23 protein-coding genes and 1 tRNA gene are annotated in these 25,684 nt (G+C 62.4%); 9 read left to right on the top strand and 15 right to left on the bottom strand.

Annotated elements, in window-relative coordinates; genetic code table 11:
* The 4 genes from ACR0NY_RS14900 (at position 1) to ACR0NY_RS14885 (ending at position 4,366) form a co-directional block, all read left to right on the top strand.
* Entirely contained in the window at positions 1-834 is an 834-nt protein-coding gene (locus tag ACR0NY_RS14900) for an amino acid ABC transporter permease (protein WP_170369582.1), read from the top strand.
* Positions 834-1,565, top strand: coding sequence for an amino acid ABC transporter ATP-binding protein (locus ACR0NY_RS14895; protein WP_170359545.1), 732 nt, complete (start codon positions 834-836; stop codon positions 1,563-1,565). Before ACR0NY_RS14900 ends, ACR0NY_RS14895 begins: the two co-directional genes overlap by 1 nt.
* Before the next feature lie 96 nt (positions 1,566-1,661).
* Complete coding sequence (locus ACR0NY_RS14890; RefSeq protein ID WP_170369580.1) at positions 1,662-3,506, top strand: amidohydrolase; 1,845 nt, start codon at positions 1,662-1,664, stop codon at positions 3,504-3,506.
* Between the two features lie 41 nt (positions 3,507-3,547).
* The gene (locus ACR0NY_RS14885; protein WP_170341607.1) at positions 3,548-4,366 is read left to right on the top strand and encodes a M90 family metallopeptidase; all 819 of its coding nucleotides are present in this window, start codon (positions 3,548-3,550) and stop codon (positions 4,364-4,366) included.
* Positions 4,367-4,373: 7 nt separating this feature from the next.
* Here ACR0NY_RS14885 and nadC read toward each other — a convergent pair whose 3' ends face one another.
* From nadC to ACR0NY_RS14845, 8 genes are all read right to left on the bottom strand, one after another.
* Positions 4,374-5,222 carry a carboxylating nicotinate-nucleotide diphosphorylase gene (nadC, locus tag ACR0NY_RS14880; RefSeq protein ID WP_170341608.1) on the bottom strand — a complete coding sequence of 283 codons (849 nt, stop codon included), beginning with the start codon at positions 5,220-5,222 and terminating at the stop codon, positions 4,374-4,376.
* Positions 5,195-6,787: an L-aspartate oxidase gene (locus ACR0NY_RS14875; protein WP_170369579.1), complete on the bottom strand. Its 1,593-nt coding sequence runs from the start codon at positions 6,785-6,787 to the stop codon at positions 5,195-5,197. Before ACR0NY_RS14875 ends, nadC begins: the two co-directional genes overlap by 28 nt.
* Positions 6,788-6,795: 8 nt before the next feature.
* Complete coding sequence (nadA, locus tag ACR0NY_RS14870) at positions 6,796-7,848, bottom strand: quinolinate synthase NadA (protein WP_170369577.1); 1,053 nt, start codon at positions 7,846-7,848, stop codon at positions 6,796-6,798.
* 143 nt (positions 7,849-7,991) lie between these two features.
* Positions 7,992-9,002, bottom strand: coding sequence for an endonuclease/exonuclease/phosphatase family protein (locus ACR0NY_RS14865; RefSeq protein WP_170369615.1), 1,011 nt, complete (start codon positions 9,000-9,002; stop codon positions 7,992-7,994).
* Positions 9,002-10,042 (bottom strand): ABC transporter ATP-binding protein, encoded by a 1,041-nt coding sequence (locus ACR0NY_RS14860; protein ID WP_170341612.1) that lies wholly within the window; start codon positions 10,040-10,042, stop codon positions 9,002-9,004. Before ACR0NY_RS14860 ends, ACR0NY_RS14865 begins: the two co-directional genes overlap by 1 nt.
* 10 nt (positions 10,043-10,052) lie before the next feature.
* Complete coding sequence (locus ACR0NY_RS14855) at positions 10,053-10,937, bottom strand: ABC transporter permease subunit (protein ID WP_093963283.1); 885 nt, start codon at positions 10,935-10,937, stop codon at positions 10,053-10,055.
* A gap of 36 nt (positions 10,938-10,973) precedes the next feature.
* Positions 10,974-11,855 (bottom strand): ABC transporter permease subunit, encoded by an 882-nt coding sequence (locus ACR0NY_RS14850; RefSeq protein ID WP_093963282.1) that lies wholly within the window; start codon positions 11,853-11,855, stop codon positions 10,974-10,976.
* Positions 11,856-11,918: 63 nt separating this feature from the next.
* Positions 11,919-13,226 (bottom strand): extracellular solute-binding protein, encoded by a 1,308-nt coding sequence (locus ACR0NY_RS14845; protein WP_480771289.1) that lies wholly within the window; start codon positions 13,224-13,226, stop codon positions 11,919-11,921.
* A gap of 219 nt (positions 13,227-13,445) precedes the next feature.
* Between ACR0NY_RS14845 and ACR0NY_RS14840 the strand changes: the two genes are divergently transcribed.
* Complete coding sequence (locus ACR0NY_RS14840; RefSeq protein ID WP_093963281.1) at positions 13,446-14,459, top strand: LacI family DNA-binding transcriptional regulator; 1,014 nt, start codon at positions 13,446-13,448, stop codon at positions 14,457-14,459.
* A gap of 22 nt (positions 14,460-14,481) precedes the next feature.
* Here ACR0NY_RS14840 and ACR0NY_RS14835 read toward each other — a convergent pair whose 3' ends face one another.
* The 6 genes from ACR0NY_RS14835 to ACR0NY_RS14810 all read right to left on the bottom strand — a co-directional run bounded on the left by ACR0NY_RS14835 (position 14,482) and on the right by ACR0NY_RS14810 (position 19,914).
* Positions 14,482-15,255 carry a LamB/YcsF family protein gene (locus tag ACR0NY_RS14835; RefSeq protein ID WP_170369575.1) on the bottom strand — a complete coding sequence of 258 codons (774 nt, stop codon included), beginning with the start codon at positions 15,253-15,255 and terminating at the stop codon, positions 14,482-14,484.
* Between the two features lie 16 nt (positions 15,256-15,271).
* A complete protein-coding gene (locus ACR0NY_RS14830; RefSeq protein WP_170369573.1) occupies positions 15,272-16,288 on the bottom strand; it encodes a 5-oxoprolinase subunit C family protein in 1,017 nt (338 codons plus the stop codon).
* Positions 16,285-17,013 (bottom strand): 5-oxoprolinase subunit B family protein, encoded by a 729-nt coding sequence (locus ACR0NY_RS14825; protein ID WP_170369571.1) that lies wholly within the window; start codon positions 17,011-17,013, stop codon positions 16,285-16,287. The genes ACR0NY_RS14830 and ACR0NY_RS14825 overlap by 4 nt, the downstream gene beginning before the upstream one ends.
* An 8-nt stretch (positions 17,014-17,021) precedes the next feature.
* Positions 17,022-18,317, bottom strand: coding sequence for a TRAP transporter large permease (locus ACR0NY_RS14820; protein ID WP_170369569.1), 1,296 nt, complete (start codon positions 18,315-18,317; stop codon positions 17,022-17,024).
* A gap of 9 nt (positions 18,318-18,326) precedes the next feature.
* Positions 18,327-18,878 (bottom strand): TRAP transporter small permease, encoded by a 552-nt coding sequence (locus ACR0NY_RS14815; RefSeq protein WP_367646363.1) that lies wholly within the window; start codon positions 18,876-18,878, stop codon positions 18,327-18,329.
* A 64-nt stretch (positions 18,879-18,942) separates the two neighbouring features.
* Positions 18,943-19,914 carry a TRAP transporter substrate-binding protein gene (locus ACR0NY_RS14810; RefSeq protein ID WP_170369567.1) on the bottom strand — a complete coding sequence of 324 codons (972 nt, stop codon included), beginning with the start codon at positions 19,912-19,914 and terminating at the stop codon, positions 18,943-18,945.
* A gap of 180 nt (positions 19,915-20,094) precedes the next feature.
* Between ACR0NY_RS14810 and ACR0NY_RS14805 the strand changes: the two genes are divergently transcribed.
* Entirely contained in the window at positions 20,095-20,616 is a 522-nt protein-coding gene (locus ACR0NY_RS14805; RefSeq protein ID WP_170341622.1) for a winged helix DNA-binding protein, read from the top strand.
* Positions 20,617-20,660: 44 nt separating this feature from the next.
* On the opposite strand, the gene ACR0NY_RS14800 is transcribed toward ACR0NY_RS14805, so the two are convergent.
* Positions 20,661-20,745, bottom strand: a tRNA-Leu gene (locus ACR0NY_RS14800).
* 739 nt (positions 20,746-21,484) lie between these two features.
* Between ACR0NY_RS14800 and ACR0NY_RS14795 the strand changes: the two genes are divergently transcribed.
* Genes ACR0NY_RS14795 through ACR0NY_RS14785 form a run of 3 tightly spaced genes read left to right on the top strand, consistent with a single transcriptional unit; the run spans position 21,485 to position 25,654 of the window.
* Positions 21,485-21,913 carry a hypothetical protein gene (locus ACR0NY_RS14795; RefSeq protein WP_170341997.1) on the top strand — a complete coding sequence of 143 codons (429 nt, stop codon included), beginning with the start codon at positions 21,485-21,487 and terminating at the stop codon, positions 21,911-21,913.
* Between the two features lie 2 nt (positions 21,914-21,915).
* On the top strand, positions 21,916-23,928 hold the full coding sequence (locus tag ACR0NY_RS14790; RefSeq protein ID WP_170341625.1) for a dynamin family protein: 2,013 nt from the start codon (positions 21,916-21,918) through the stop codon (positions 23,926-23,928).
* A gap of 7 nt (positions 23,929-23,935) precedes the next feature.
* Positions 23,936-25,654, top strand: a complete 1,719-nt coding sequence (locus tag ACR0NY_RS14785) for a dynamin family protein (RefSeq protein WP_170369565.1) — start codon at positions 23,936-23,938, stop codon at positions 25,652-25,654.
* The last annotated feature ends 30 nt before the right edge of the window (positions 25,655-25,684 follow it).

Here is a 25,684-nt window from a genome sequence, read left to right as displayed (position 1 = left end):
ATGACACGAAACAGAACGGCGGGCCCGACCCGCCGCGAACTTTTTGAGGCGCAGCAGCGGCGGCGGTCGATCCGGATCGCCGCGACCAGCACCGTTCTGGTCGTCGTGGCGCTGATCGTGCTGGTGCCGCTGGCGCCGGGCTGGGCAAAGGTCCAGCAGAGCTTTTTCAACGGCGAGGTTTTGGTCAAGACCTTCCCGAAACTGCTCGAAGCCTTTAAGATCAACGTGATGATCTTTGCCTGGTCGGCACCGGCCATCGCGGTGCTGGGGCTGCTGATCGCGCTGGCTCGCGACACCAAATCGCCCGCGCTGTTCCCATTGCGCATCTTCGGCGCGGCTTTCACCGACATCTTCCGCGGCGTGCCTGTGATCCTGACCGTCTATCTGATCGGCTTCGGCATTCCCGGGCTGGGCCTGACCCGACCGTGGAACTCACCCTATATCTGGGGGTCGCTGGCGCTGATCCTGACCTATTCGGCCTATGTGGCCGAGATTTTCCGCTCGGGCATCGACAGCGTGCATCACAGCCAGCGCGCCGCCGCCCTGTCGCTGGGCCTGACCGAAGGCCAGGTGATGCGCGACGTGGTGCTGCCGCAGGCCGTCCGCAACGTCGTGCCCTCGCAGATGAACATGCTGATCGCGCTGCAAAAGGACGTGTCGCTGCTCAGCTTCATCGGCCCGGTCGAGATCTTCCGCCAGGCGGGCGTGTTCAAATCGCTGCTGGCCAATTTCACGCCTTACGTGGGCGCGGCGATCATCTTCCTGATCGTGACCATCCCGGCGACGCGCTATGCCGACCACCTCATGGCCAAGCAGATGAGGGAGCGGCGCTGATGTCGAAACTGAACCTGCGAAACGTCGTCAAACGCTTTGGCGACCGCACCGTCTGCGACGGCATCGACCTGACCGTGGACGAGGGGCAGATGGTCTGCCTGATCGGCGCTTCGGGGGCAGGCAAATCCACCGTTCTGCGCTGCATCAACCTGCTCGAACCGATCGAGGATGGTGAGATCCTGCTGGACGGGGTCGACATCTCGGTGCCCGGGCTGGATCCGCAATCGGTGCGCGCCCGCATCGGCATCGTGTTCCAGAGCTTCAACCTGTTCCCGCACATGACGGCGCTGGACAACGTGATGCTGGCGCCGCGCCGCGTGCGCGGCCGCACGCGCGCCGAGCTGCTGCCCCAGATCGAGGAGATGTTCGAACGCTTCGGGCTCGCCGACCGGATGCACAACTATCCCGACCAACTGTCGGGCGGACAGCAGCAGCGCGTCGCCATCGTGCGGGCATTGGCCATGCAGCCCGAAGTGATGCTGTTCGACGAGATCACCTCGGCCCTGGACCCGCAACTGGTGGGCGAGGTTCTGGACGTTTTGCTGATGCTCAAGCAGCAAGGCATGACGATGGTTATGGCCACGCACGAGATGGGCTTTGCCCGGCAGGCCGCCGACAAGGTGTGTTTCCTGCAGAACGGCCGCATCGTCGAGGAAGGCCCGCCCGAGCAGCTGTTCGACCACCCGCAGCAGGACGCCACACGGCAATTCCTGGCGCGCGCGCTCAAGTGAACGCCGACGTCGGATCGAAAACTGAACATTGCACGGGCCGGACGCCAACTTCGTGCTAGACTCCAGCGCATTGCCATATGCTGCTGGAGGTTCGGAATGCGTCTTTTGTCCCTGTCTGCCGTGAGCGTTGCTGCCGGTCTGACCCTCGGCAACATGGCTTTGGCCCAACAGATCGCGGACACGATCTATACCGGTGGTCCGATACTGACGATCGATGACGCCAGGCCCACGGTACAGGCGGTCGCGGTCAGGGATGGGCGGATCATCGCGGTAGGTGAACTGGCCGAGATGCGCAGCCACCAGGGCGACGACACGACGATCTTTGATCTGGACGGGCGCGCAATGCTGCCCGGTTTTGTCGACAGCCACGGCCACGTGGTCATGGGCGGTTTGCAAGCCTTGTCGGCGAACCTGCTGGCCCCACCGGATGGCAAGGTCACCGACATTGCCAGCCTGCAGGCGGCGTTGTCCGCGTGGGCCGAGGCCAATAGCGACACGGTCGAAACGATGGGGATGATGATCGGCTTTGGCTATGACAACGCGCAACTGGCCGAGCTGCGCCACCCCACCCGTTCCGAACTGGACGCGGTATCGCGCGACGTTCCGATCATGATCATCCACCAATCGGGCCATCTGGGGGTGGGCAATTCCAAGGCGCTTGAACTGGCCGGGATCACCGCAGAAACCGAGAACCCGCCCGGAGGCGTGATCCGAAGAGACGAAGCTGGCGAGCCGAACGGCGTGCTGGAGGAATACGCATTCTTCGGCGCCTTGGTGCCTCTGCTTGGCAATGTCGGCGAAGACGGGCTGCAGACTTTCGCGCGCGCCGGCAGCCGGATGTGGGCGCGCTTTGGCTACACCACCGCGCAAGAGGGGCGCTCCTCGGGCGCGGTGGTTCAGGCCCTGCGCCGGGTGGCCGCAGACGGCGACCTTCCGATCGACGTCGTGGCCTTTCCCGACGTTCTGGAATCGCGCGATTTCATCGCGTCGGACGCCTCGCGCACCTATGCCGACCGGGTGCGAGTCGGCGGGTGCAAGCTGACAATCGACGGTTCGCCGCAAGGATTTACTGCGCTGCGGGATCGGCCCTACTACGATCCGGTCGGGGATTACCCGCCCGGCTATGCCGGATACGCCGCCATCACGCGCGAACAGTTGCAGGATGCGGTGAACTGGTGTTTCGAGAACGATCTCCAGATCCTGACCCATTCCAATGGCGAGGGGGCCACGGATATGTTGATCGCCGCCATCGACGAGGCGCGTTTGACCTATGGCGATCCGGGCAACCGGCCGGTTCTGGTGCACGGTCAGTTCCTGCGCGAGGATCAGGTGGCCAGCCTCAAACGATTGGGCGTGTTCCCGTCGCTGTTTCCGATGCACACCTTCTACTGGGGCGATTGGCACCGCGACCACACGGTCGGGCCGGTCAATGCCGACAACATCTCGCCAACCGGCTGGGTGACCGAACGCGGCATGATGTTCGGCACCCACCACGACGCGCCCGTGGCGTTTCCCGACAGCATGCGGGTTCTGGCCGCAACGGTCACCCGGCGCACCCGGTCGGGCGACATCCTTGGCCCGCACCAGCGGGTCGACGTGATGACGGCGCTCAAGGCCATGACGATCTGGCCGGCATGGCAGCATTTCGAGGAAGATCAGAAGGGCTCGATCGAGGTGGGCAAGCTGGCCGATTTCGTGATCCTCTCGGATGACCCGACCGCGGTCGACCCCGAAACGCTGGCCCAGCTGCGGGTGCTGACCACCATCAAAGAGGATGCGGTGATCTTCGACGCCGATACGGCGGTCAAGGAGGGGCGACTAGACCGACGCCCCCTTGCTCCGGACCCGGTGACGGCACATCTGCTGCTGCATGCGCTGTATCAGGGCATGGATGTCGAACGGCCTTGGCTGGCGAACTTCACGCGACCCTCGACCGAATGAATCGGCTTTCCGAGGTGGGGCAATAGAGATACCGTCGCCACATGGTGCTGTTTCTGAGCCTTTTTGCGGCAATCGCCGGTCTGGTGGTCTGGTATTTCTGGTCGAAGTCCAGGGCCAAGGCCGCGCTGCTGCTAACACCGCTGAGCGATGAGGAGCGGCGAACCATCCATGCGATGGTGCCGATCCTCGAGCGGTTGCCTGCCAAGTTGCGCGCCACTTTGGAAGGCAAGATCAACCTGTTCCTGAATCAGGTCGGTTTCATCGGCTGCGACGGGCTGGAGGTCACGGACGAGATGCGTCTGTCGATCGCCGCACAAGCTTGCCTTTTGGTCGTCAACTCGGACCAATGGTACGACAATCTGACGACGGTACTGATCTATCCCAATGCCTTCAAGTCCCGCCAACAGCGGCACAGCGGCTATGTCGTGACCGAACAGGAGATCATCCGTACCGGCGAAAGCTGGGATCGGGGGCCGGTGATCCTGTCTTGGGCGCACAGCCAACAGGGCGCGGCAAACGATCATGACGGGCACAACGTCGTGTTTCATGAATTCGCGCATCAGCTGGATGATCTGTCCGGCGGCACCAACGGCGTGCCAGTTCTGGCCAGAGATCAAAGCTATGCCGAGTGGGAACGTGTTTTTCTGGCCGCGTATGACGCGCATCTGCACGCGGTCGAGACAGGCCGGCGCACGGTGATCGACCCCTATGGCGCCACCGGACACGAAGAGTTCTTTGCCGTCACGGTCGAGCTGTTCTTCGAACGCCCCGAGGCCCTCAGGGATACCGCGCCCGAATTCTACGGGCAGCTGTCCAAATACTTCCGGCTGGATCCAATCAAATGGCCGAAACCATCGTGATCCGTGATCAGAAATCCAGACCCAGATCGACTGTGCGATAGGAATGGGTCAGAGCCCCGGACGAGATATAATCGACCCCGGTGGCCGCGATCGCTGCGACCGTCCCCACGGTGACATTGCCTGACGCCTCGGTCACAAGACGTCCGTCCACCATCGCCACGGCCTCGGCCAGCATGTCGGGCGTCATGTTGTCCAGCAACACGACATCGGCGCCGCCGGTTTCCAGAACCTCGGCCAGCTGGTCCAGCCGGTCCACTTCGATCTCAACCTTGGTCATGTGCGACGCACGCGCCTTGACCGCCCTCAGCGCCGCGCGCACTCCGCCGGCGGCGGCGATGTGGTTGTCCTTGATCAGGATCGCATCCGACAGCGAATGGCGGTGATTGAACCCGCCGCCATGCAGTACGGCCAGTTTCTCGACGATGCGCAGGCCCGGGGTGGTCTTGCGGGTGCAGGTGATGCGCGCCGTGGTCCCGGCGGTCTGCGCCACCAGTTTGGCGGTCAGGGTCGCCACCCCGGTCAGACGACCGGCAAAGTTAAGCGCCACGCGTTCCCCCGACAGGATCGAAGCCGCGCTGCCGGTGATCTCCATCAGGGTCTGGCCCTTGGTGCAACGGTCCCCGTCGGCCACAAGCGGCTTGATCTTCAACGTCGGGTCCACCAGCCGGAACGCCAAGGCCGCCACCTGCATGCCCGACACCACCGCATCCTCACGCGCGTTCAGCCGCGCGGCATAGGTCACGCCCGCCGGGATTACGGTGCGGGTGGTGATGTCGCCGCAGGTGCCCAGATCCTCGGTCAGCGCGGCGCGGACCATCGGCTCGAGGATCAGGTCGGGGACAGTGGCATGATGCATGTTGCCGTTTCCTTTAAGATTTTCGACCGCAGCGCCACGGCCTCGTCCAGTGTCAGATCAGACCGCCGCCCCGGCCCCGTGGCCGTATCAGGACAATCGGATCGGTAGTGCGCACCGCGGCTTTCGGTGCGCATCAGCGCAGCCGCCGCGATCAGCGTGGCGGTTGCGGTCATGTTACGGAATAGGTGCGACTGGCCGTGCAGCGACTCCAACACGGCAATCCGACCCAAGGCGCGGCGCAGCCCGTCCGCGTCGCGCACCACGCCCACACCATCGGTCATGACCTGACGCAGTTCGGCCACGGCTAGGGGGTCGGGCTCAGTGCCGCCCGATGGCAGGCCCAGCCGCACCTCGGGCGCGTCGACCACCGTCAGAGTACCGGCAATGTCACGGGCGCAGGCGCGGGCAAAGACCAGCGCCTCGAGCAGACCGTTCGAGGCCAGTCGGTTCGCCCCGTGCAACCCGGTCGAGGCCGCCTCGCCACAGGCCCAGAGCTCGGTCAGAGAGCTGCGGCCGTTCAGGTCGGTGGCCACGCCGCCCATGTGGTAATGCGCCGCCGCGGTCACCGGGATCGGTTGGGTCACGGGGTCGACACCGTTGCGCAGGCAGGCCTCGGTCACCGCCGGAAACTGACTGCGGATCGCCGCGCCGATCGCCGCGCGGGTATCCAGCGCGGGCCGGTTGCCGGCCTTAGTTTCCAGATAGACGGCGCGCGCCACGACATCGCGCGGGGCCAGCTCGGCATCGGGGTGGATGCCTTGCATGAACCGTTCGCCATGGCGGTTGATCAGTATTGCGCCCTCGCCACGCAAAGCCTCGGTAGCCAGAGGCATCGGGTCCTCGCCCACGTCGATCGCGGTGGGGTGAAACTGGATGAACTCGGCATCGGCGATCCGGGCCCCAGCCCGTGCGGCCATGCCGATCCCCTGCCCGCGGATCCGTGCCGGGTTGGTGGTGCGAGCATAGAGCCCTGCCGACCCGCCCGTGGCCAGTACATGCGCCGCCCCACGCAGTAGCACCGGTTCGGCCCCTGGCGCATCGGTCGGCGCCAAGTACACGCCCGAGACCTTGGCCCCGTCGCTTTCCAGCCCCACCGCCAGCGCCCCTTCGATCACCTGGACCGAAGCACGCCGCCTTAGCTCGGCTATCAGGGCGCGCATGATCTCGGCACCGGCTTGGTCGCCCTTGACGCGCACCACACGGGCCACCGAATGGGCCGCTTCCTGCGATTGGATGAACCCGCCATCGGCGTCCCGGTCGAACCCGGTGCCCAGATCGGACAGGTCCAGAATGTGATCCCGGGCCGCACGGGTGACGAACTCGGCCACTTCCTGCAGGACCGACCCCGCACCGGCGCGCATCGTGTCGCGGGCATGGGCTTCGGGGCTGTCGGACGGGTCCATCGCCGCCGCCACCCCGCCCTGCGCCCAGGCCGAGCTGGCACCCGAACCCAGCGGCTCGGGCGAAATCATCACCACCGGATGCGGAGCAAGCTTGAGCGCGGTATAGACAGCCGCCAGACCGCCGCCGATGATGACCACCCGAGGGGTCGAGACCGTCTGCATCGCCCCGATCAAACTCCCAGCTTGCGCGATAGGTCGATCATCCGCTGAACCGAAAGGCGCGCTTTTTCCGCAACGTCGGGGTCAACCTCGACCTGACCGGTCATGGTATCGAGCGCATACAGAACCTTTTCCAGCGTGATCTTCTTCATGTAGGGGCACATGTTGCAGGGGCCGACGAAATCGACCTGCGGCAGCGCGTCGGCGATGTTCGACGCCATCGAACACTCGGTGATCAGCATCGCCTTTTCGGGCTGTTCTTCGGTGACATATTTGATGATACCGCTGGTCGACCCCGAGAAATCGGCCTCGGCCACAACATCGGGCGGGCATTCGGGATGCGCAATCAGGCGGGTGCCCGGGTTCCATTCGCGGAACTCACGCAGGTCCTGCGCCGTGTATTGTTCGTGCACGATGCACGAGCCTTCCCACCAGACCACGTTCTTCTGCGGCACGTCGCGGGCCACGTTCTGCGCCAGGTACTGGTCGGGGGTCATGATGACCGTGTCGCTGTCCATCGCCGCCACGATCTGCGCCGCGTTGGACGAGGTGCAGCAGATGTCGGATGCCGCCTTCACCTCGGCCGTGGTGTTCACATAGGTCACGACCGGCGCGCCGGGATAGCGGCGGCGCATCTCGGCAATGCCTTCGGCGGTGATCGACTCGGCCAGCGAACAGCCGGCCTCCATGTCTGGCATCAGAACCGTCTTTTCGGGGCTGAGGATCTTCGAGGTCTCGGCCATGAAATGCACACCGCATTGCACGATCACCTCGGCCTCGACCTCGGTCGCCTTGATGGCCAGCTGCAGGCTGTCGCCGACGAAGTCCGAAATGCCGTGATAGATTTCGGGCGTCATGTAGTTGTGGCCCAGGATCACCGCGTTGCGTTCGGCTTTCAGATCGTTGATCGCCTTGACATAGGGCGCGTAGATCGCCCAATCCGCTGGCGTGACGACTCGCGACATGCGGGCGTAGATGTCGCTCATGCTGGCGGCCAGCTCGGGCGACGGGGTCAGATCGAATTTCTCGGCAAGATGCGCGCGCTGCGCGGGGAGGTCAAACACTGGACTGGTTTTCCGCCTGTTGAATAGGTGGCCTCGTTCTTATGGGGTTTCCAAACCGTTTTCCACAGTCGAACCGCGAAAAAACGCCCCGAAACTCAACGGGACGTTGGGCCACGTGACCAAATATCGCGGACAGGCCGGAGTCACCCGGCGTCAGGCACCTCAACCGCGCACCAGACGCAGTCATGATCCGAGAGCGGCTTGGCGTCGGCGGTCAGCGACGACAGCAGACCCCGGTCGCGGCAGATCAGCCCCTTGCCGGCGAACCAGTCCAGCTTCATCACCCGGTCCGGGTGCGGCGTGATCAGGCTGGGCCGGGTAGTGTGGCCTTCGGTCGTGAACTCCCAGGAAAAGCCGCGCTGCTCGGCCAGAGCAAACAGGGTTTCCCGGCGCCAGTCGAAATCCGGTGGCAGGTGGTTGCCGGTATTCAGATCGCCACCGATCAGCACCGGCATCCCGGGCGCAAACTCATCGAGCGCATCCAGCAGAAGCTGAAACTGCGTATGGCGATGCGCGGCCGCGGCGTTGCTTTCCAGATGGGTGGAGACCACGCATACAGGCCCGTTCTGGGTCGCGACTTCTGCTGCAATCGCCATTCGGCCACCCAGCCGCGGTTGTTGCGGATCCGACGCCCCGGACTCGGCCGCAAACCAGTGGCCATGGTCGTCAAGACGGATCATGGCCACGCGTTTGAACGGAACCGAGGACAGAATCGCGTTCCCATGCCACCCGAGGGTGTTGAAATCATCCTTGCAAAAGGCGCGCTCGGTCGGACCGCCCAGATCCAGTTCGTGGAACTCGACCCCAAAAGCGTAGGCCATACCCAGCTTGTCGGCCATTTCTGCCGTCGTGTGACGTTGACCGGTACGGGACATACCATGGTCCACCTCGGACAGCAGAACGATGTCCGGGGTCACAGCCGCCAAGTGGGCTGCACTTTCTTCGGGGAACAGGCAGCGTTCCACATTCCAAGCTGCAGCCGAGAAACGCGCGCCCAAAACGTCCCGGGTTGCGTTTCCGCCCAGTTGCACCGCGTTCATCGCCGGTGTCTGCGCCATCAGGGCGCGGTGCGCCTTTGCCGTTCGCGGCGCCGCCAATATGCGGTTTCGGACATCATCCGAGACCGGCGGCAAAGACGACACGATCTCCGTGATCACAGGGCTTTTCCGGTTTCCGGATGGAACAGGCTTATCGCGTCAGGCTTGAGTGAGATCCGCGTTTCTCCGGGCGCAGCTTCGACATCCTTGCCCACGTGGATCGTGAACTCCTGATCGGCCAGACGCCCGTGCAGCAGGCGGTGCGCGCCAAGCTCTTCGATGATTTCGACGTGAAAGGCGATCGAGCCCTCCGCCCCGATCAGAACATCTTCGGGCCGCACACCTACAGTCACCGCGCCAGACCCTTCGGCCGTGGCAAGCACCGTATCGCCGTTGATCATCACGCGGCCGCCCTCCAGACGTGCGCCGATCAGGTTCATCGGCGGAGCGCCCATGAAGCTGGCCACGAAGGTCGAGGCCGGGCGGTGATAGATCTCGGCCGGGGTGCCGATCTGTTCGATCCGGCCCGCGTTCATCACGATGATGCGGTCAGCCATGGTCATCGCCTCGACCTGGTCATGGGTGACGTAGATCGAGGTCACGCCCAGACGCCTCTGCAACGCCTTGATCTCGATGCGCATCTGGTTGCGCAGCTTGGCATCGAGGTTCGAAAGCGGCTCGTCGAACAGGAACAGCGCCGGATCGCGCACGATGGCCCGCCCCATGGCGACCCGCTGGCGCTGACCGCCCGACAGCTGCGAGGGCTTCCGATCCAGAAACTCGTTCAGGTTCAGCATCGAAGCGGCTTCGGCCACCTTGCGGTCGATTTCGTCCTTGGGCGTCTTTCGATTTTTCAGACCATAGGCGATGTTCTTGCGCACGGTCATATGCGGGTACAGCGCATAGTTCTGGAACACCATGGCGATGTCGCGATCGGCCGGGTCAACGTCATTCATGACGCGGCCATTGATCGTCAATTCGCCTTCGGTGATTTCTTCCAACCCGGCCACCATGCGCAGCAGTGTGGACTTGCCGCAGCCCGACGGGCCGACAAGAACCACGAATTCGCCGTCACCGATGTCGAAACTGGACGGGGTCAGCGCCTCGGCGCCGTTGGGATAGATTTTTCGGATGTTCTTCAGGGATACCTGAGCCATTGATTCTGCCTTACTTGTCGGATTCCGTCAGGCCCTTGACGAACCAGCTTTGGAAAAAGATGACGACCATGACCGGGGGGATGATGGCGATGATCGCCAGCAAGTTGGCCCGGCCGTATTCGGGAATGCGGTTGCCCTCCAGCACCTGCGTGATCTGCTTGATCCCGCGCACCAGGGTGAACATGTCCTCTTCGGTGGTGATCATGGTGGGCCACAGATACTGGTTCCACCCGAACACGAACATGATGATGAACATCGCCGCAATCATCGTACGCGACAGCGGCACCAGGATGTCGATGAAGAATTTCACCGGGCCGGCGCCATCGATACGCGCGGCCTCGACCAGTTCTTCGGGGACCGAGCGGAAGAATTGCCGGAAGAAGAACGTGGCCGTGGCCGAGGCGATCAGCGGGATGATGAGGCCCTGATAGGTGTTCAGCATCCCTAGTTTCTGCACCACTTCGTACGAAGGCAGAATGCGCACCTCGAGCGGCAGCAACAACGTGGTGAAGATCACCCAGAAAGCCAGCGTGGCGAAGCGCAGCCGGAAATACACGATCGCATAGGCCGCCATCATGCCGATGATGATCTTGCCGAGGGCAAAACCGATGCCCAGGATGAACGAGTTCTTGAGCATGTTCATGCCCGTGTTCTGGCCGGAAAATCCCGAGGCCTCGAACATTGCCTTCTGGAAGTTGGGGGCAAGTTGGTCCCCGATCGTCAGGCTGGGTCCGGTCTTGATAACCTCGACATCCGGAACGGTCGTCATTTGGAAGATCATCAGCAGCGGCAGCATCATGAACAACGAGCCGACGATCAGGATCGTGTGATCAAGGATCGTGGACAGTCGGATGCCGCGCTTTCGCGTTTGGGTGGGTGAAGTGGCGGACGCCATCGCAGGGGTATGTGCTTCGGTCATTGTCTGCCCTCCTTACGTGTAGTGGATGCGGCGTTCGACCAGCCGGAACTGGAACACCGTCAGGGCCAGAACCAGCACCATCAGAACAACCGACTGCGCCGAGCTGCCACCCAGATCGTTGCCTCGGAAGCCGTCCACGTAAACCTTGTAGACCAGCGTCATCGGGTTGTTGCCCGGCTCACCCTTCACCATCGTGTCGATCACACCGAAAGTATCAAACAATGCGTAGGTGATATTGATGATCAGCAGGAAAAACCCGGTCGGCGCCAAAAGGGGGAAAGTCACGTCCCAGAACCGGCCCGTGGACGAGCGGTTGTCGATCAGAGCCGCCTCACGCACCGATCGCGGAATCGATTGCAGGCCAGACAGAAAGAAGATGAAGTTCACCGGAACCTGTTTCCAGACCGAAACGATAACCATCGCCGTGGCGGTGTCATTGAAATTCACGCCCAGTTTGAAATCCCACCCGATCGAACGCGCCAGTTCGGTCAATGGTCCCCAGCTCTGGTTGAACAGGATCAGGCCGATGAAACCCGCCACCGGCGGCGCCACAGCATAGACCCACATCAGCAGCGTGCGATAGGTCTTGGCGCCGCGCAGCACATTGTCGGCCTTCACCGCCAGCAACAACGCAATCGACAGCGAAAAGAAGGTCACCAGAACGGTGAAGATCACCGTGAACCAGGCAATGCTGAGGTATTCGGAATTCCCGGCAAGGTCGCTGTAGTTGTCCAGCCCGACGAAGGTCGACCCAAACCCGAACGGATCCTGTAGGAAGAACGAAGACTGCACCGCGTGAGCGGCAGGCCAGTAGAAAAAGACCGCGATGATCAACAGCTGCGGCAACAGCAGTAGAACCGGCAGCCAGCGAGTGGAAAAACCAGCGCGTTTCATGAAAACTCCGAAAAAGGGAGGACGGTCGCACTTCTGCGACCGCCCGTTTCTTGGCGAGTGGGATCAGCCCTGGGTTTTTGCGAAACGTTCGAGCAGACCGTTGGCTTCGTCCTCGATTGCCTTGAAGGCGTCCTCGACCGAGGTTTCACCGGTCAGGATCCGGCCATATTCGCGGTTCATCACGTCGCGGATCTGGACGTAAAAGCCCATGCGATAACCCTTGGTGTTCTCACCCGCAGGCAGCGACAGCTGCTTGATGCCGACCTCGGCCGCCGGAGCACGGTCATAGTGACCATCGCCCTTCGCCATTTCATAGGCGGCGGTGGTGATCGGAACATAGCCGGTCTCGCGGTGCCACATGTACTGGGTTTCGGGCTTGGTCAGGAACTCGAAGAACGCCGCGGTCGCTTTGTTTTCCTCGTCGCTCTTGCCGGCCATCGCGAACAGGGCCGCGCCGCCGATGAAGGTCTGCTTGGGCTCTTTGGTCACCGCCTCCCAATAGGGCAGGAAGGTGGCCGAGAACTCGAACGGCAGATCCTTCTTGGACAGGCCGCCGAACGAACCGGACGAACCCAGCCAGATGGCAACCTTGCCTTCTTCGAACGGGGTCTGGTTGTCGCTCCAGCCGGTGCCGTACCATTCGAAGAACCCGTTGTCCTTCCAGTCTTTGACGGCGCTGAAGTGTGCCTTGATCGCGTCGTTGTTGACAAGAATCTTGGTGCCGTCAGCGCCTTCATAGCCGTTGTCGTTGGTGGCGAACGGCAGGTCGTGGCGCGAATGGAAGTTCTCGGTGAAGATCCAGGGCAGATGCGACTGCGACAGGCCGATATAGCCGGCCTCTTTCAGCGCGGGGGCCGTCACGGTCTGGAACTCTTCCCAGGTTTTCGGCGGAGTCACACCCGCTTTTTCCAGCGCATCGACGTTGTAATACATGATGGGCGAGGACGAGTTGAACGGCATCCCGATCATCTTGCCATCGCTGTCGGCATAGAAGTAGCGAACGCCCGAGATATAGTCCTCGATGTCGAACGTAACGCCGTTCTGTTCCAGCAGGTCCTGAACCGGAACAGTCGCGCCCTTGGCACCAATCACGGTGGCGGCGCCGGCGTCGAATACCTGCAGGACGTTGGGCTGTTCACCCGCACGGAATGCGGCGATGCCGGCAGTCAGAGTCTCTTCATACGTACCCTTGAAAACCGGCGTGATTTTGTAGTCGTCCTGGGACGCGTTGAAATCCTCGGCAATCTGGTTGACGGTGTCACCCAGGGCTCCTCCCATGGCGTGCCACCACGTAATCTCGACTTCGGCCGAGACCGTATTCGCCATCATCGCGAACGCGGCAGCAGCAGCACCTGTTTTGACGTTTATCATGTAGTTCCTCCGATTCATGTTGCGCCCCTACGGGCGGGCCAAAGCCCTGGAAACTATGGGGTATTTTCCCCGATGACGTATTTCACATCCAGAAAAAGGCTGACACCTTTCGCAAAATGTGCACACGTGTTCACTAGCTTCCAGCCGTGACAGTTTGATGAAAGATTCGATTCATTGCAAGAATGTTGAAACCCTCTGAAAAGGTGAAACGCCAACCGCATGTGTAGCGATAGAAACAAGGACGCAAAACGCCCCCGGCGCGCAACGGCCCAGACCGTTGCGGACCTTGCGGGCGTCTCGCGTTCAGCTGTTTCGCGCGCTTTCACGCCCGGAGCCTACGTCGATTCCGAGAAGCGTCGACGTATCCTGAAGATCGCGGCCGATACAGGGTATCAACCGAATGCACTGGCCGCTGGCCTCAAGGCGGGGCAATCAAATTTGGTCGCCGTCTTCGTCGGCAACATGCGCAGCCCCTACGACTCGGCCTTTGTCGGTGAACTGGCCCAAGCCCTGAGCGGGTTGAAGAAATGGCCCATTCTGATCGACCGAACCGGCGCCAACACGGATCAGGCGCTGCGAGAGCTGCTGCGCTATCCGTTGGACGCATTGATTCTGCGCGGCGGCAGCATGTCCGAAGAAATCGTGGACAGATGTGCGCGGTTCGGCATCCCGATGATCTCGTCAGGCCGTCCCGTCCAAGGGCCCCGTGTCGACAATGTCTGCTGCCGCAATGCCGATGGCATGACCATGATCACCGACTTGCTGATCAGCAGGGGACGGCGCCGGTTTGGGTTTCTCAGCGGGCCCGAGGAGTTCTATTCGTCTTCGCGGCGCCGCGCCGGGGTTCTCCAGGCGCTGGATCGGGCGGGGCTTGACCTCGTGGCCGAACACCCGACTGATTACTCGGTCGACAGCGGATACGGCGCCGCGCGCAGCCTGCTGTCCCGCGCCTCTCTGGATGCGCTTGTCTGCGCCAATGACGCCACGGCGATCGGGGCGCTATCGGCTGCGCGCGATCTGTCTCTGAACGTTCCCGGCGATTTGGCGATTGTTGGTTTCGACGACATCGCCATGGCGAAATGGCCGACATTCCGCCTCACGACAGTCCGGAACCCCATCGACGCCGCCGTTGACGCGATCATCGCGCTGCTGGAGCGTAGGCTGGTCGATCCCGGCCGTCCCGAAGAGAGTATCTTTTTGGACCCCAGCGTCATCGAACGCGAGACGCATTGAACAGCTGCGTCAATCGAGAAGCCTAGGCAGGGCCACCGGCGAACTGCTTGAGTTCCACTCCGCTCTCCTGCAGGGCACGGCGGACATCGGCCGCAATTGAAACGGCCGTTGGCGTGTCTCCGTGCAGGCAGATCGTGTCGATGCGGGTCGGGATATGCTTACCGCTTTCGGTGATGATCGCCCCGGCCTTGACCATCTCGACCATACGCGCGGCAGCCCGGTCGGGGTCATGGATCACCGCGCCGGGCAGGCTGCGGTCGACCAGCGTGGCGTCATCGTTGTAGGCGCGATCGGCAAAGATCTCGCAGGCCACCGGACAGCCCAGTTCGCGCGCAGCGCGTTGCTGGGCGGTTCCGGCCAGAACCATGATGATAAGATCCGGAGCCACCGACAGCGCAGCCTCGTAGCAGGCCCGCGCCATCGCCTGATCTTCGGACGCCATGTTGGCCAGCGCGCCGTGCAATTTTAGATGACGCACCTGTCCGCCGGCCGCCCGCGCCATCGCCTGCGCCGCGCCGACCTGATAGCGGATCAGGTTTTGCAGCGACGGCAGAGGATAGTGCATCCGCTGACGCCCAAAGCCGTGCAGATCGGCAAAGCCGGGATGCGCGCCGATGCCCACGCCGTTTTCGACCGCCTGCGCCATCGTCGTGGCCATCACGTCCCAGTCGCCCGCATGAAACCCGCAGGCCACGTTGGCCGACGTAACGATCTTCAGCAGCGCCGCGTCATCGCCCATTTTCCAGGGGCCAAAGCTTTCGCCCATATCGGCGTTCAGATCGACTTGATGTGCCATGGCACAGGCTCCTTTTCTACAAAACGTCCTCTTCGCGGGCGATGGCGCCGCTGATCAGTTGATAGGATAGCAGGTCGGACATGCTGCGCGGATCGCGGATCAGTGGGCGCAGCGCCCGGGGCAGCGCGGCCCGGGCCTGAACAGCGGCCCGCTCGGCCGCCACCGCTTCGTCCAGCGTCACGAAGCGGAACCGCAAGTCAGCCCCGGCCGGGGCCTGCGCCACCTTGGGCAGGTCGCAGGGCAGAACGGTGCCGATGCGGGGATAGCCGCCGGTGGTCTGGCACTCGGCCAACAGCACGAAGGGCGTGCCGTCGCCGGTGACCTGGATGTCACCGGGCACGATGGTTTCCGACAGCACGCTGCGTCCGCCCGAGACATGAAAGCTCGGTCCGTCGCTTTCCAGCCGCACGCCCATGCGGTTGGCGCGCGCGTCCCGACGGAACGCGGTGGCTTGCAGCCGCTCCAGAACGTCTGGGGCGAACAGGTCGGTCTGGAAACTGGCCACGATGCGGATTTCTCCGCCCGAGAACCGGTCGTCAGGGTCGAAGGTCATGCCGGTTGCACCGCCCGCGTCCGGGCCGATCGCCAGCCGGTCCCCCGCCTTCAGTACGGCTCCGATCCCCGCCGTCAGATGCGCCGAACAGGCGGCAAGAACCGGATCGCCCAGCACCCCGCCGCCGATGCTGAGATAACCATAGCTGCCCGCAACTGCCGGCCCGATGCTGAGCCGGGCACCCGCAGGCAGCAGGTGCGAGGCGTTCCAGACCGCGGTCGCGCCATCGATCTGCGCCCGCATCCGGGCGCCTGTCAGAGCGATGCGCAGGTCCTGATCAGCCTGGAACTCGCCGCCCATGCCGGCCATTTCCACGGCGGCAAGACTGTCGGGCTGCCCCAGCAAGGCCGCGCCTTCGGCCAGGGCAAGGCGGTCCACCGCGCCACCGCGCGACAGGCCCATGTCCAGATATCCGGGCCGCCCCATGTCCTGCACCGTCAACCCGGGCCCGGCGTGCAGAATGGTCAGATGCGCGCTCATGCCAGCGCCTCGCAAGTTGCGCCGCCGCGCGGATTGCTGCGCATCCGCACCAGCGTTTCCGGGTCGGTGGGCGTGAACTGCACCTCATCCCCGGGGCGCAATAGGAAGGGCTCGGGCGCTTGGGGCTGGAACAGACGGATGGCGGTCTGGCCCACATGCTGCCAGCCGGTCGGCGTGGTGACCGAGAACAGCACAAGCTGCCGCAGCGCCACCACCAGCGCGCCTTCGGGCACGCGCGGGGTCAATTCCTTTTGCCTGGGGATGTCCCAGGCGGGCGGCAATTCACCCAGATAAGGCTGGCCGGGGGCAAAGCCGATGGTTTGCACCCGCACCCGCGCTTCGGACAGCGACCGGATCGCCTCGGCCTTGGACAAGCCCGCCGCCTGCGCTGCCTGCCCCAGCTGCGGCGCCAGATCCGTGCCGAAGACGGTGGGTATCCGCCAGAACCTGCGCCCGCCGGGCAAGTCGGCCGCGTACCAGTCTCGCTGGTCCAGCAGCGCCTGCACTTGCTGGTGCAACGCGGCATGCGTCAGGCGCAGCGGATCGAACCTGACGAAGGCCGACACCAGCGAGGACGAGGTTTCTTGGACCCCTGCCCAGCCCTCCGCCTCGAGCGCGGCGCGAAAGGCCAGCGCAGCCCGGTTGGCCGGTTCGCTGAGTGCAGCGGCAAAGCTGATCAGCAGCCCGTCCACCCCGGCGGTTCGTATGATCGGAAAATCCTGCATCGCCCCCGTCACATCTGGTTCGGCAGATAGGTCACGATGCCGGGGAAAACCACGATGATCACCAGAGCCACGATCATCAGGAAGAAGAACGGCAGCGCCGCATGGGCCACCCGCAGGATGTCGCGCCCGGTCAGCGATTGCAGCACGAACAGGTTGAAGCCCACGGGCGGGGTGATCTGCGACATCTCGACCACGATCACCAGGAAGATGCCGAACCACAGCGGGTCGATCCCCGCCTGCATCACCATCGGCATGATGACCGACGCCGTCAGCACCACAACCGAGATGCCGTCAAGGAAGCATCCCATGATCACGAAGAACACGGTCAGCGCCGCCAGCAGCGTGAAGGTGGACAGGCCCAGCGACCCGATCCATTCCGCCAGCACGCGCGGGATGCCGGTAAAGCCCATCGCCACGGTCAGGAACGAGGCCCCTGCAAGAATGAAGGCGATCATGCACGAGGTCACGGTGGCCCCCATCAGCCCGTCGACGAAGCTTGCGCGGGTCAATGTGCCCTCGCGCCAGGACAGCAGCAGCGCCAGCACCACGCCCACGGCGGCCGCATCGGTGGGCGAGGCGATCCCGGCATAGATCGAGCCGATCACACCGACGATCAGCAGGATCACCGGCACCAGTCGGCGCGAACGGCGCAGTTTTTCCACGAAACTCGCGCGGATGTCCTCGGTGGGCAGGTTGGCGTGGTTGATCAGCGCCCAGATTGCGACATAGCCCACGAACAGCCCCACCAACAGCAGTCCCGGCAGAACTCCGGCCACGAACAGGCGGGCGATGGATTGCTCGGTCGCCACGCCATAGACGATCAGGATGATCGACGGCGGGATCAGCAGGCCCAGCGTGGCCGAGCCGGCCAGCGTGCCGATGATCATCTTCTCGGGATAGCCGCGGCGCGAGAGTTCCGGGATCGACAGTTTGCCGATGGTGGCTGCGGTGGCCGCCGAAGACCCCGACACAGCCGCAAAGATTCCGCAGGCAAAGACGTTCACATGCAGCAACTGCCCCGGCAGCCGGTTCATCCAGGGCGACAGGCCTGTAAACATGTCTTCGGACAGGCGCGAGCGGAACAGGATCTCGCCCATCCAGATGAACAGCGGCAGTGCCGCCAAAGCCCAGGAGTTGCTGTGCCCCCACAAGGTTGTGGCCATGACCAGCCCCAGCGGCGCATCGGAGAACAGCGCCATCGCCGCGATCCCGACCCCCAGCAGCGAAAACGCCACCCAAAGGCCAGACCCCAGAAAGGCGAACAGCAGAACAAGAAGAATGATGGAAAGCGTGGCAATCGACATCTGCTGGCCCTATTCGCTCAGAAGGTTTTCGCCCTTGCCGTCCCAGCTGGGCGCGCGGCCCGCTAGCAGACCGACCAGCTCGTCGATCAGGGCAAGTGTCAGGATGGCCAGCCCCAGCAGGACCGGCATCTGCACGATCCACAACGGCACCGACACCATGCCGGGGCTGCGGTCGCCATATTCCAGAGATTCCAACACCAGCAGACCCAGATACCAGGTGGCATAGGCGCTCATGGCGAGGGCAATCGCCACCACGCAAATCTCGGTCAGGCGGCGCGGCCCCTTGGGCATCCGCCCAATAAGCAGCGTCACCCGGATATGCCCGCCGGCGCGCAGCGCATAGGCCAGCGCCAGAAAGCTGGATGCGGCCAGAAAGAATCCGGTGAAATCGGCATAGGACGGGATGGTCAGGCCCACGCCTTGCCCGGTCAACGCGGCCCAGATCTTGTCGGCCAGGTTGAGCCCGACCTGCGCAAAGACCAGCACGACGATGGCCAGAATGAACAGCGCCGCCAATCCGCCGGCCGCACGATAGATGAAATCAAGACTGCGCCGCAGCATCGCCATCCCCTCCCATTGTTATCGAACCCGGCCGGACGTGTCGCGCCCGGCCGGGTCGGATCGTTTACTGCTGATAGGCCTGCAGCAACGCAGCGCCCGAGTTACCGGCCTCGGCGGTCCAGTTCTCGAGCATCTGCGCACCGATCGCGCGCAGGCCGGCCATCAGTTCTTCGGACGGCTGCACCACGGTGATGCCGTTTTCCTGCAGAACCGCGGTCTGCTTGGCGGTCTCGGCCTGGCTCATCTCCCAGCCGCGGGCTTCGGCGGCGGCGGCGGCCTCCAACACGGCGGTCTGAGTCGCGTCATCCAGACGGCGGAAGGCGCGCTTGTTCACCACGACCACGTTCTTGGGAATCCAGGCCTGGATGTCGGTGTAATGGGTCAGGAAGTCCCACGCCTTCGAGTTCACCCCGGTCGAGGGCGAGGTGATCATCGCTTCGACCCGGCCGGTGCTGAAGGCCTGCGGAATGTCCGGAACCTCGACCTGCGTGGGTGCGGCCCCCGCAAGGTTGGCGAATTCTTCCAGCGTAGCGTTGTAGGTTCGGAACTTCAGGCCCGCCAAGTCATCCACGCTGTTGATTTCCTTGGTCGTGTACAAGCCCTGCGGTGGCCACGGCACGGCGTAAAGCACCATCATGCCCTGCTCGTCCAGCAGACCGTTTATCACGTCTTTCTGTGCCGCCCACAGCTTTTGGGCGTCGTCATAGTTGGTGGCCAGGAATGGCAGCGAATCCGCGCCGAAGGCCGGGTTGTCATTGGCCAGCAGCGACAGGAAGAACTCTCCGACGGGCACCTGGCCGCTGCGGACTGCCTTGCTGATCTCGGGGTGCTTGAACAGCGACCCTGCGGAATGGACCTTGATTTCAAGGGCGCCGTCGGTGGCCGCGGCTACGTCCTTGGCGAAGTCGTGGATGTTTACGGTATGGAAGGTGGCATCCGGATAGGGCGTCGGCATGTCCCAGGTCTCGGCCTGCACCTGCATGGCCAACCCGGCCAGCGCGGCAACGGCGCCACCGGCAATCTTCATCAGTTTCATTTTGGCTCTCCCTGCTTGAGTACTCGCAGAAGCTGACTCAACGTTTGCGATTTGTCAACGTTTTGTTATCGTTTTGACCGAAACGCTGCAGGGTCCAAAGGTCAGCACGTTGAAAACACACGCACTCCATGCCAAAACACTGATAATTTCTCAGCGTCTTGCAGATCAAAAGGCCGCAACATGACCGATTCTTCCCCCGACACGCGACGCATCGTTTCCTCTCGCCACCTGGCCGAGGGCGAAGGATGGGAACTGTCCGAACTCGAATTCGGCCTGATCATTGTCTACAATGCATTCTCACGCTGGATGACCCGCTGCATGGCCGCGGCCGGGCAGGCCGATCTGGGACCGCTCGACATCCTGATCCTGCACAATGTCAATCACCGCGGCCGCGACAAGCGCTTGACGGACATCTGCTTTCTTCTGAACATCGAGGACAGCCACACCGTGAACTACGCCCTGCGGAAACTGCTGAAGGCCGGTCTTCTGACGTCGGAAAAGCGCGGTAAAGAGGTGTTCTACCGCACCTCACCCGAGGGCGTGGAGCTATGCGACGCCTACCGGAAAGTTCGCCAACAGTGCCTGCTGGAAGGGCTGTCAGCCACCGACCTGTCGGGCCCGGATCTGAGGGACCTGGCCCGCGACCTGCGCGCCCTGTCCGGCCAATATGATCAAGCCAGCCGCGCAGCGGCATCTTTGTAGCGCCTCAGCATCCGCCCACGCAGCATGATCGGCAAGAAAGAAAATGGTGCGGGTGGAGGGACTTGAACCCCCACGCCTTGCGGCGCCAGAACCTAAATCTGGTGCGTCTACCAATTTCGCCACACCCGCAACACGGCGCCGACGCGCCGAATGGAAGGGCTGATAACAAACCTTTTGGACAAGCGCGAGAGGGAATCTTGCCGTCTGCGGCGGAATATTGACCCCCGTTGGGAAACAATGGAAATGACCAAGGCGAGGGGAAGATCGACCCGCGCAACGGCGCAAGAATGTGTGGCATCCGGCTTCCCGGTTTATTTTTAACGCCAAATGGAATTCATAACGCTGAGACCCGTCGTTTTCGGAACGAAACAAAACGCCATAATTGTTCTGTTTTTGGACACATTCCCAAATTTTCGAAAATTACCAAATTCTCGCTGACGTTGTGGATCGCATGGGGACGTCTCGACCACCCTCATCAACCCCACACTGAACCCATAGCAATGCGGTCCCTCCGCCTTCTGCCGTGGCGTGCACTCAACCTCTGATCTGGTTTTCCATTTTTCACCTATTTTACAGAACAATAACCATCAGTCGAATTCATCACGACTAACCCAATCGCACGCCGAAACACACCCCGGTTTCAAACCCGGCGGTCCTGCCTATTTTGACTAATACATCCTGAAGTTGCGGCATTGTCATGCAACGGTCACCATAATTGCGCCACATTTCAAACGCCAAAATATCTCAATCACGTCAAAATAACACCGTGATGAAGGTAATTCTGTCTACCAAGGAGTTAATGAGTCTTTTTCGCCTTTTCGGCACCGTACGAGTTTTTTTGCTCAACTCCAGTACAAGGGTCTCAGTCGTGACCGAACAGATCAACTCCGCTGCCACCGAGCAAGACGTCGTCTTTCTTGCAAGAGAAAGCTTTGTCGGCGAGCTCAAAAACCTCAACCAGCAATTCCCGAACACGGGTTTCGGCATCGCCCTGAAGACACATGAGGGCAACGAATACCTGTTGGCTAATGCGCGAATGCCCCTTCCATCGGCCAAATCCAATGGGTTCCCGACCGGACGTCGGGTCGCGCGCCTGGACAATGGAACCCGCTTCAGCTCGATCGAAGTGCTGGCCGATTCGCGTGCCTTCGATACCATCTCGCCCGGAACCGAGGCCGAGATGCTGGGCAACGCTCTCGAACTGATCGCCCGGATCGACAGCTTTTCAGGCATTGCGCCTGCCAGTTTGACGGAATCCGGGCATACCCAAATCGCTGCAACCGGAACCGGAGGCTGAACATGGCCCGCAACGACCACCTTTTGTCCGTAGGAAACGAGGCATTGGCGCCGATGTCGGAAGCCATGTCCGCACTGACGACACAGATCGACCAACTGACAGAGGTGGCGGATGCGCGCTCGACTGCGCGGCTGGCCACGCTCAAGACCCGTATGGAAAACTTCACCGCCAGCGTCACTTTCGTCGGGCAGGTGAAGGCGGGCAAATCTTCGATCGTCAACATTCTGGCCGGTCGGCCTGGTTTGCTGCCGTCGGATGTGAACCCGTGGACCTCCGTTGTGACCACGCTGAACATCAACACCCGCCTGCCCGGTGAATACAGATCCAAGTTCACCTTCTTCGAGCAGGAAGAATGGGACAACCTGATGGTCGGCGGTGGCCGTTTGGGCGAACTGGCCAATCGCGCAGGCGCCGACGACGAAATGGAAGACATCCGTCGTCAGATCGCGCAGATGAAGGCCAAGTCCGAAGAACGCCTTGGCAAGCACTTCGACCTGATCCTGGGCCAAAGCCACCAGTATGACTATTTCGACGAAGAGCTGATCCAGCGCTATGTCTGCCTGGGTGACGAAGACGATCCGGACATCAATCCGAAAACGGGCCGGTTCGCCGACGTGACCAAAGCCGCGGAATTGTATATGGACATTCCGCAGTACCCGATTGCGCTGAAACTGTGCGACACGCCGGGCGTCAACGACACGTTCATGGTGCGCGAACAGATCACTCTGCGCAGCCTGCGCGGATCGGAAGTCTGCGTCGTGGTCTTGGCGGCAAGTCAGGCGCTGACCACGATGGACATGGCGCTGATGCGGATTATCGCGCAGTTCGAGAACCGGCAGATCGTCCTGTTCGTCAACCGGATCGACGAACTGACCGACCCGGTCAAGCAAGTCCCCGAAATTCGCGACCGCATTCAGGACACGCTCAAGCAAAATGGCATCGACACAAGCACCAGTGTCGTTTTCGGAAGTGCGTTGTGGGCCGAGGCCGCGCTGACCGGCAACCCCGATATTCTCACCGACGATTCCCGCCAGGCCCTCAACACGTTCTATCTGGCCGCCGGTTTTGGTGATCAGGCCGCATCGCTGGACAAGATCTGGGCCCTTTCTGGTCTGCCTGACCTGCTGTTGGCCATGAACGAACGGATCGCCCAAGGCGCAGGCACGCGTCTTCTGGATCGGGTCCGTCACCGCGCCCGCAACATCGCAAGTCAGATTCGCGCCACCTCGGTCGCCAAGAGCCTGTCTGGCGGAGGCGGTGTTGTTCGCGATCTGGACGGCGTGTCACCCGAAGATGCGATCGCCACTGTCGCGGCCGAATATGACAAGAAAGCTGCTGCCCTGACGACATCCCTGCGCGACAAGGTGTTGGAACGTCTGGCATCGGCCGAGGCAAACTTCGTCAAACGTGCTACCGACTCGTTGATCGCGCATCTCGAGCAGAACGGCGAACAGGGCACCTGGCAATACGATCCGGCCGGGCTTCGTACCCTGCAGAAGGCCGCCTATTTCAGCTTTGCCCGCGCAATGCGCAAGGACGCCGGCGCGCTGTATTCCGCAGCCGCCGCGGATGTCGAGGCCCTGTATCAGAAGCTTCTGGGCAACCACTTGGGCGAATTCAGCATCGAGGCACCCATTGTGCCGCGCGTACCGCCTCCATTGGGCATTGGCCGAACGATCGCCCTGGACCTTCAAAGCACATGGTGGCGACGCTGGTGGCAACGCCGCAAAGGGTTTGAAGCCTATGCGGCGGACTACACCCGCCTTATCGCATCAGAAGCCAATTCGATCACCAAGGACCTTGAAGAAACGCAGATCGCAGCCGTTCTGGAAAATGTTCGGGCCGTCCTGTCGGATTTCATGCGCGAGCAGCAGGAAACCCTTCTGAGCATCTCGCAATCGGCCGAGAAGGCACCGGGCACCTCCCCGGACCTGATGGCCGGGCTCGAGCCGAAGAAATCTCGTGACGAAATCCTCGGCGACATCCTCAAAGACCTCAGCAACGAAGCAGCGTAAGAAAGCCATGGCAAAAGATTCACAAATCCGCTTCGTCTCTCCTCGGGCATGGGAACGCATCGAGCAGTGGTCCCGCCGCAAACCAGTTTTTGCGCTGATGGGAGAGTTCAGCGCAGGCAAGTCCACGCTCATGAACTTCCTGCTGCGCAAGCAGGCCCTACCGACGCAGGTGACGGCCACCCAGCTGCCGCCGGTCTGGTTCAGTTGGGGCAACAAACCCGCTTACGTCCAGCGCCATGACGGGACCACTTCTCCGATTGGTTTGGACGAATTGGACAAGGTGGGCGTCAACGACGCGCAGTTCATCCGCATCTATCTTGAAGCGGACATTCTCGAGGCTGTCGACCTGATCGACACGCCCGGCATTTCAGACCCCAAAATCCAGGCCGATGTCTGGCGCCGTGCGGTGGGTCAGGCCAACGGGGTGCTGTGGTGTACCCACTCGACCCAAGCCTGGCGCGAGACCGAACGCGCCACGTGGGTTTCGTTGCCGGAACGGCTTCAGCACAACTCGCTTCTGTTGGTCACGCGCGCGGACGCATTGGATCTGAAAGACCGCCAGAAAGTGCTGCGCCGCATCAACCGCGAAGCGGGGCACCTGTTCAATCGGACAATCCTGTTTTCCGCCCGTGACGCGATCATCGCGCGTGACAAAACGGGCGACGCCGAGCTGTGGTCGCGCAGCGGCGGCGGCAAGATGATTGACAGCTTTCTCGAGATCACCGAGCAGATCATGGACAGCCGTGCGGAAAAGCTCGCCCGCTACCAGATCGACAAGAGCCTCGCCGGCACGCCCCCGGTCCAACCGGTGCGGCCCGAGCGGTCCGATCGCCAGACCGCGACCGAGGAACCCGCACCTTTCAAGCTGACCAACCCGCTGGATCAGGATGATGGATTCGAAGCAGTCCGGAACTCGGACGATGTGATCGCAACCTTCCCGGTTCGACCGGCCCGGGTGGAGCGCCGCGGCGAGTCGACCGAACGTGAGCGGATCAACCCGGATGACGCCGACCGTTTGCGCGCCGAAATGTCGCCGGTGCCCGATGACGATTTGCGGGCCTTGTTCCGAGACGAAATTGAGGATCGGCTCAGCGTCGCGGCAACTTCGACAGCGGTGTCTCAGCTGGACGACGAAGACTTTGACGAGATCGATGACGATACGCTCGATGTCGAGGACGACGAAATGCTGATCGCAGACAGCGATGACCAGACCACCGATCAAGGCGCGCAGGACAAAGACCTGCTGGCCACGCTGTCCGAACGTTTGGTTGGCGAGACCCCCGCGCCGGTAACGGGCGAACAGGACGAGACCCCGGGACCCAGTGTCGAGGACTCGGTCTCGTCCATCGCTTCGCTGTTGTCCCAGCAACAGGGTGACGATGCCACGACCTATGAACCTGAGCCGGAATCGAACGGCCTGGTCGCGGCACAAACCCCTGAAGACCAGGAAGCCGAAGCGCCCTGTGAGCAGGTCGGTGAAGGCGAAACCTCGCTGGAACACCTTTTGAGCGTGCCGGCAGGAGCTCCGCTCAGCGCGGCGGCGATGTGGCGGGAAATCGCGGCCAGTGAAGATATTCCCCAAGACGTGGACGGGCTGCACGCCGTGTTCCAGGCCTTTCTTGAGGAGTTCGACAAGATCGCTCACGAGCACACCGGGCGCGACGAACAGGATACGATTCAACCCGTGCCAAATCCGAAAGACAGGGCGGAGTGGCATGTGTTGTAACCGGGCCTCAAGGGACACTTGGGAAACGAT

This window comes from Ruegeria sp. BJ5 (genome assembly GCF_056537865.1).
The sequence above is the reverse complement of the archived record's forward strand: the minus strand, read 5'-3'. Positions and strand labels throughout refer to the sequence as shown.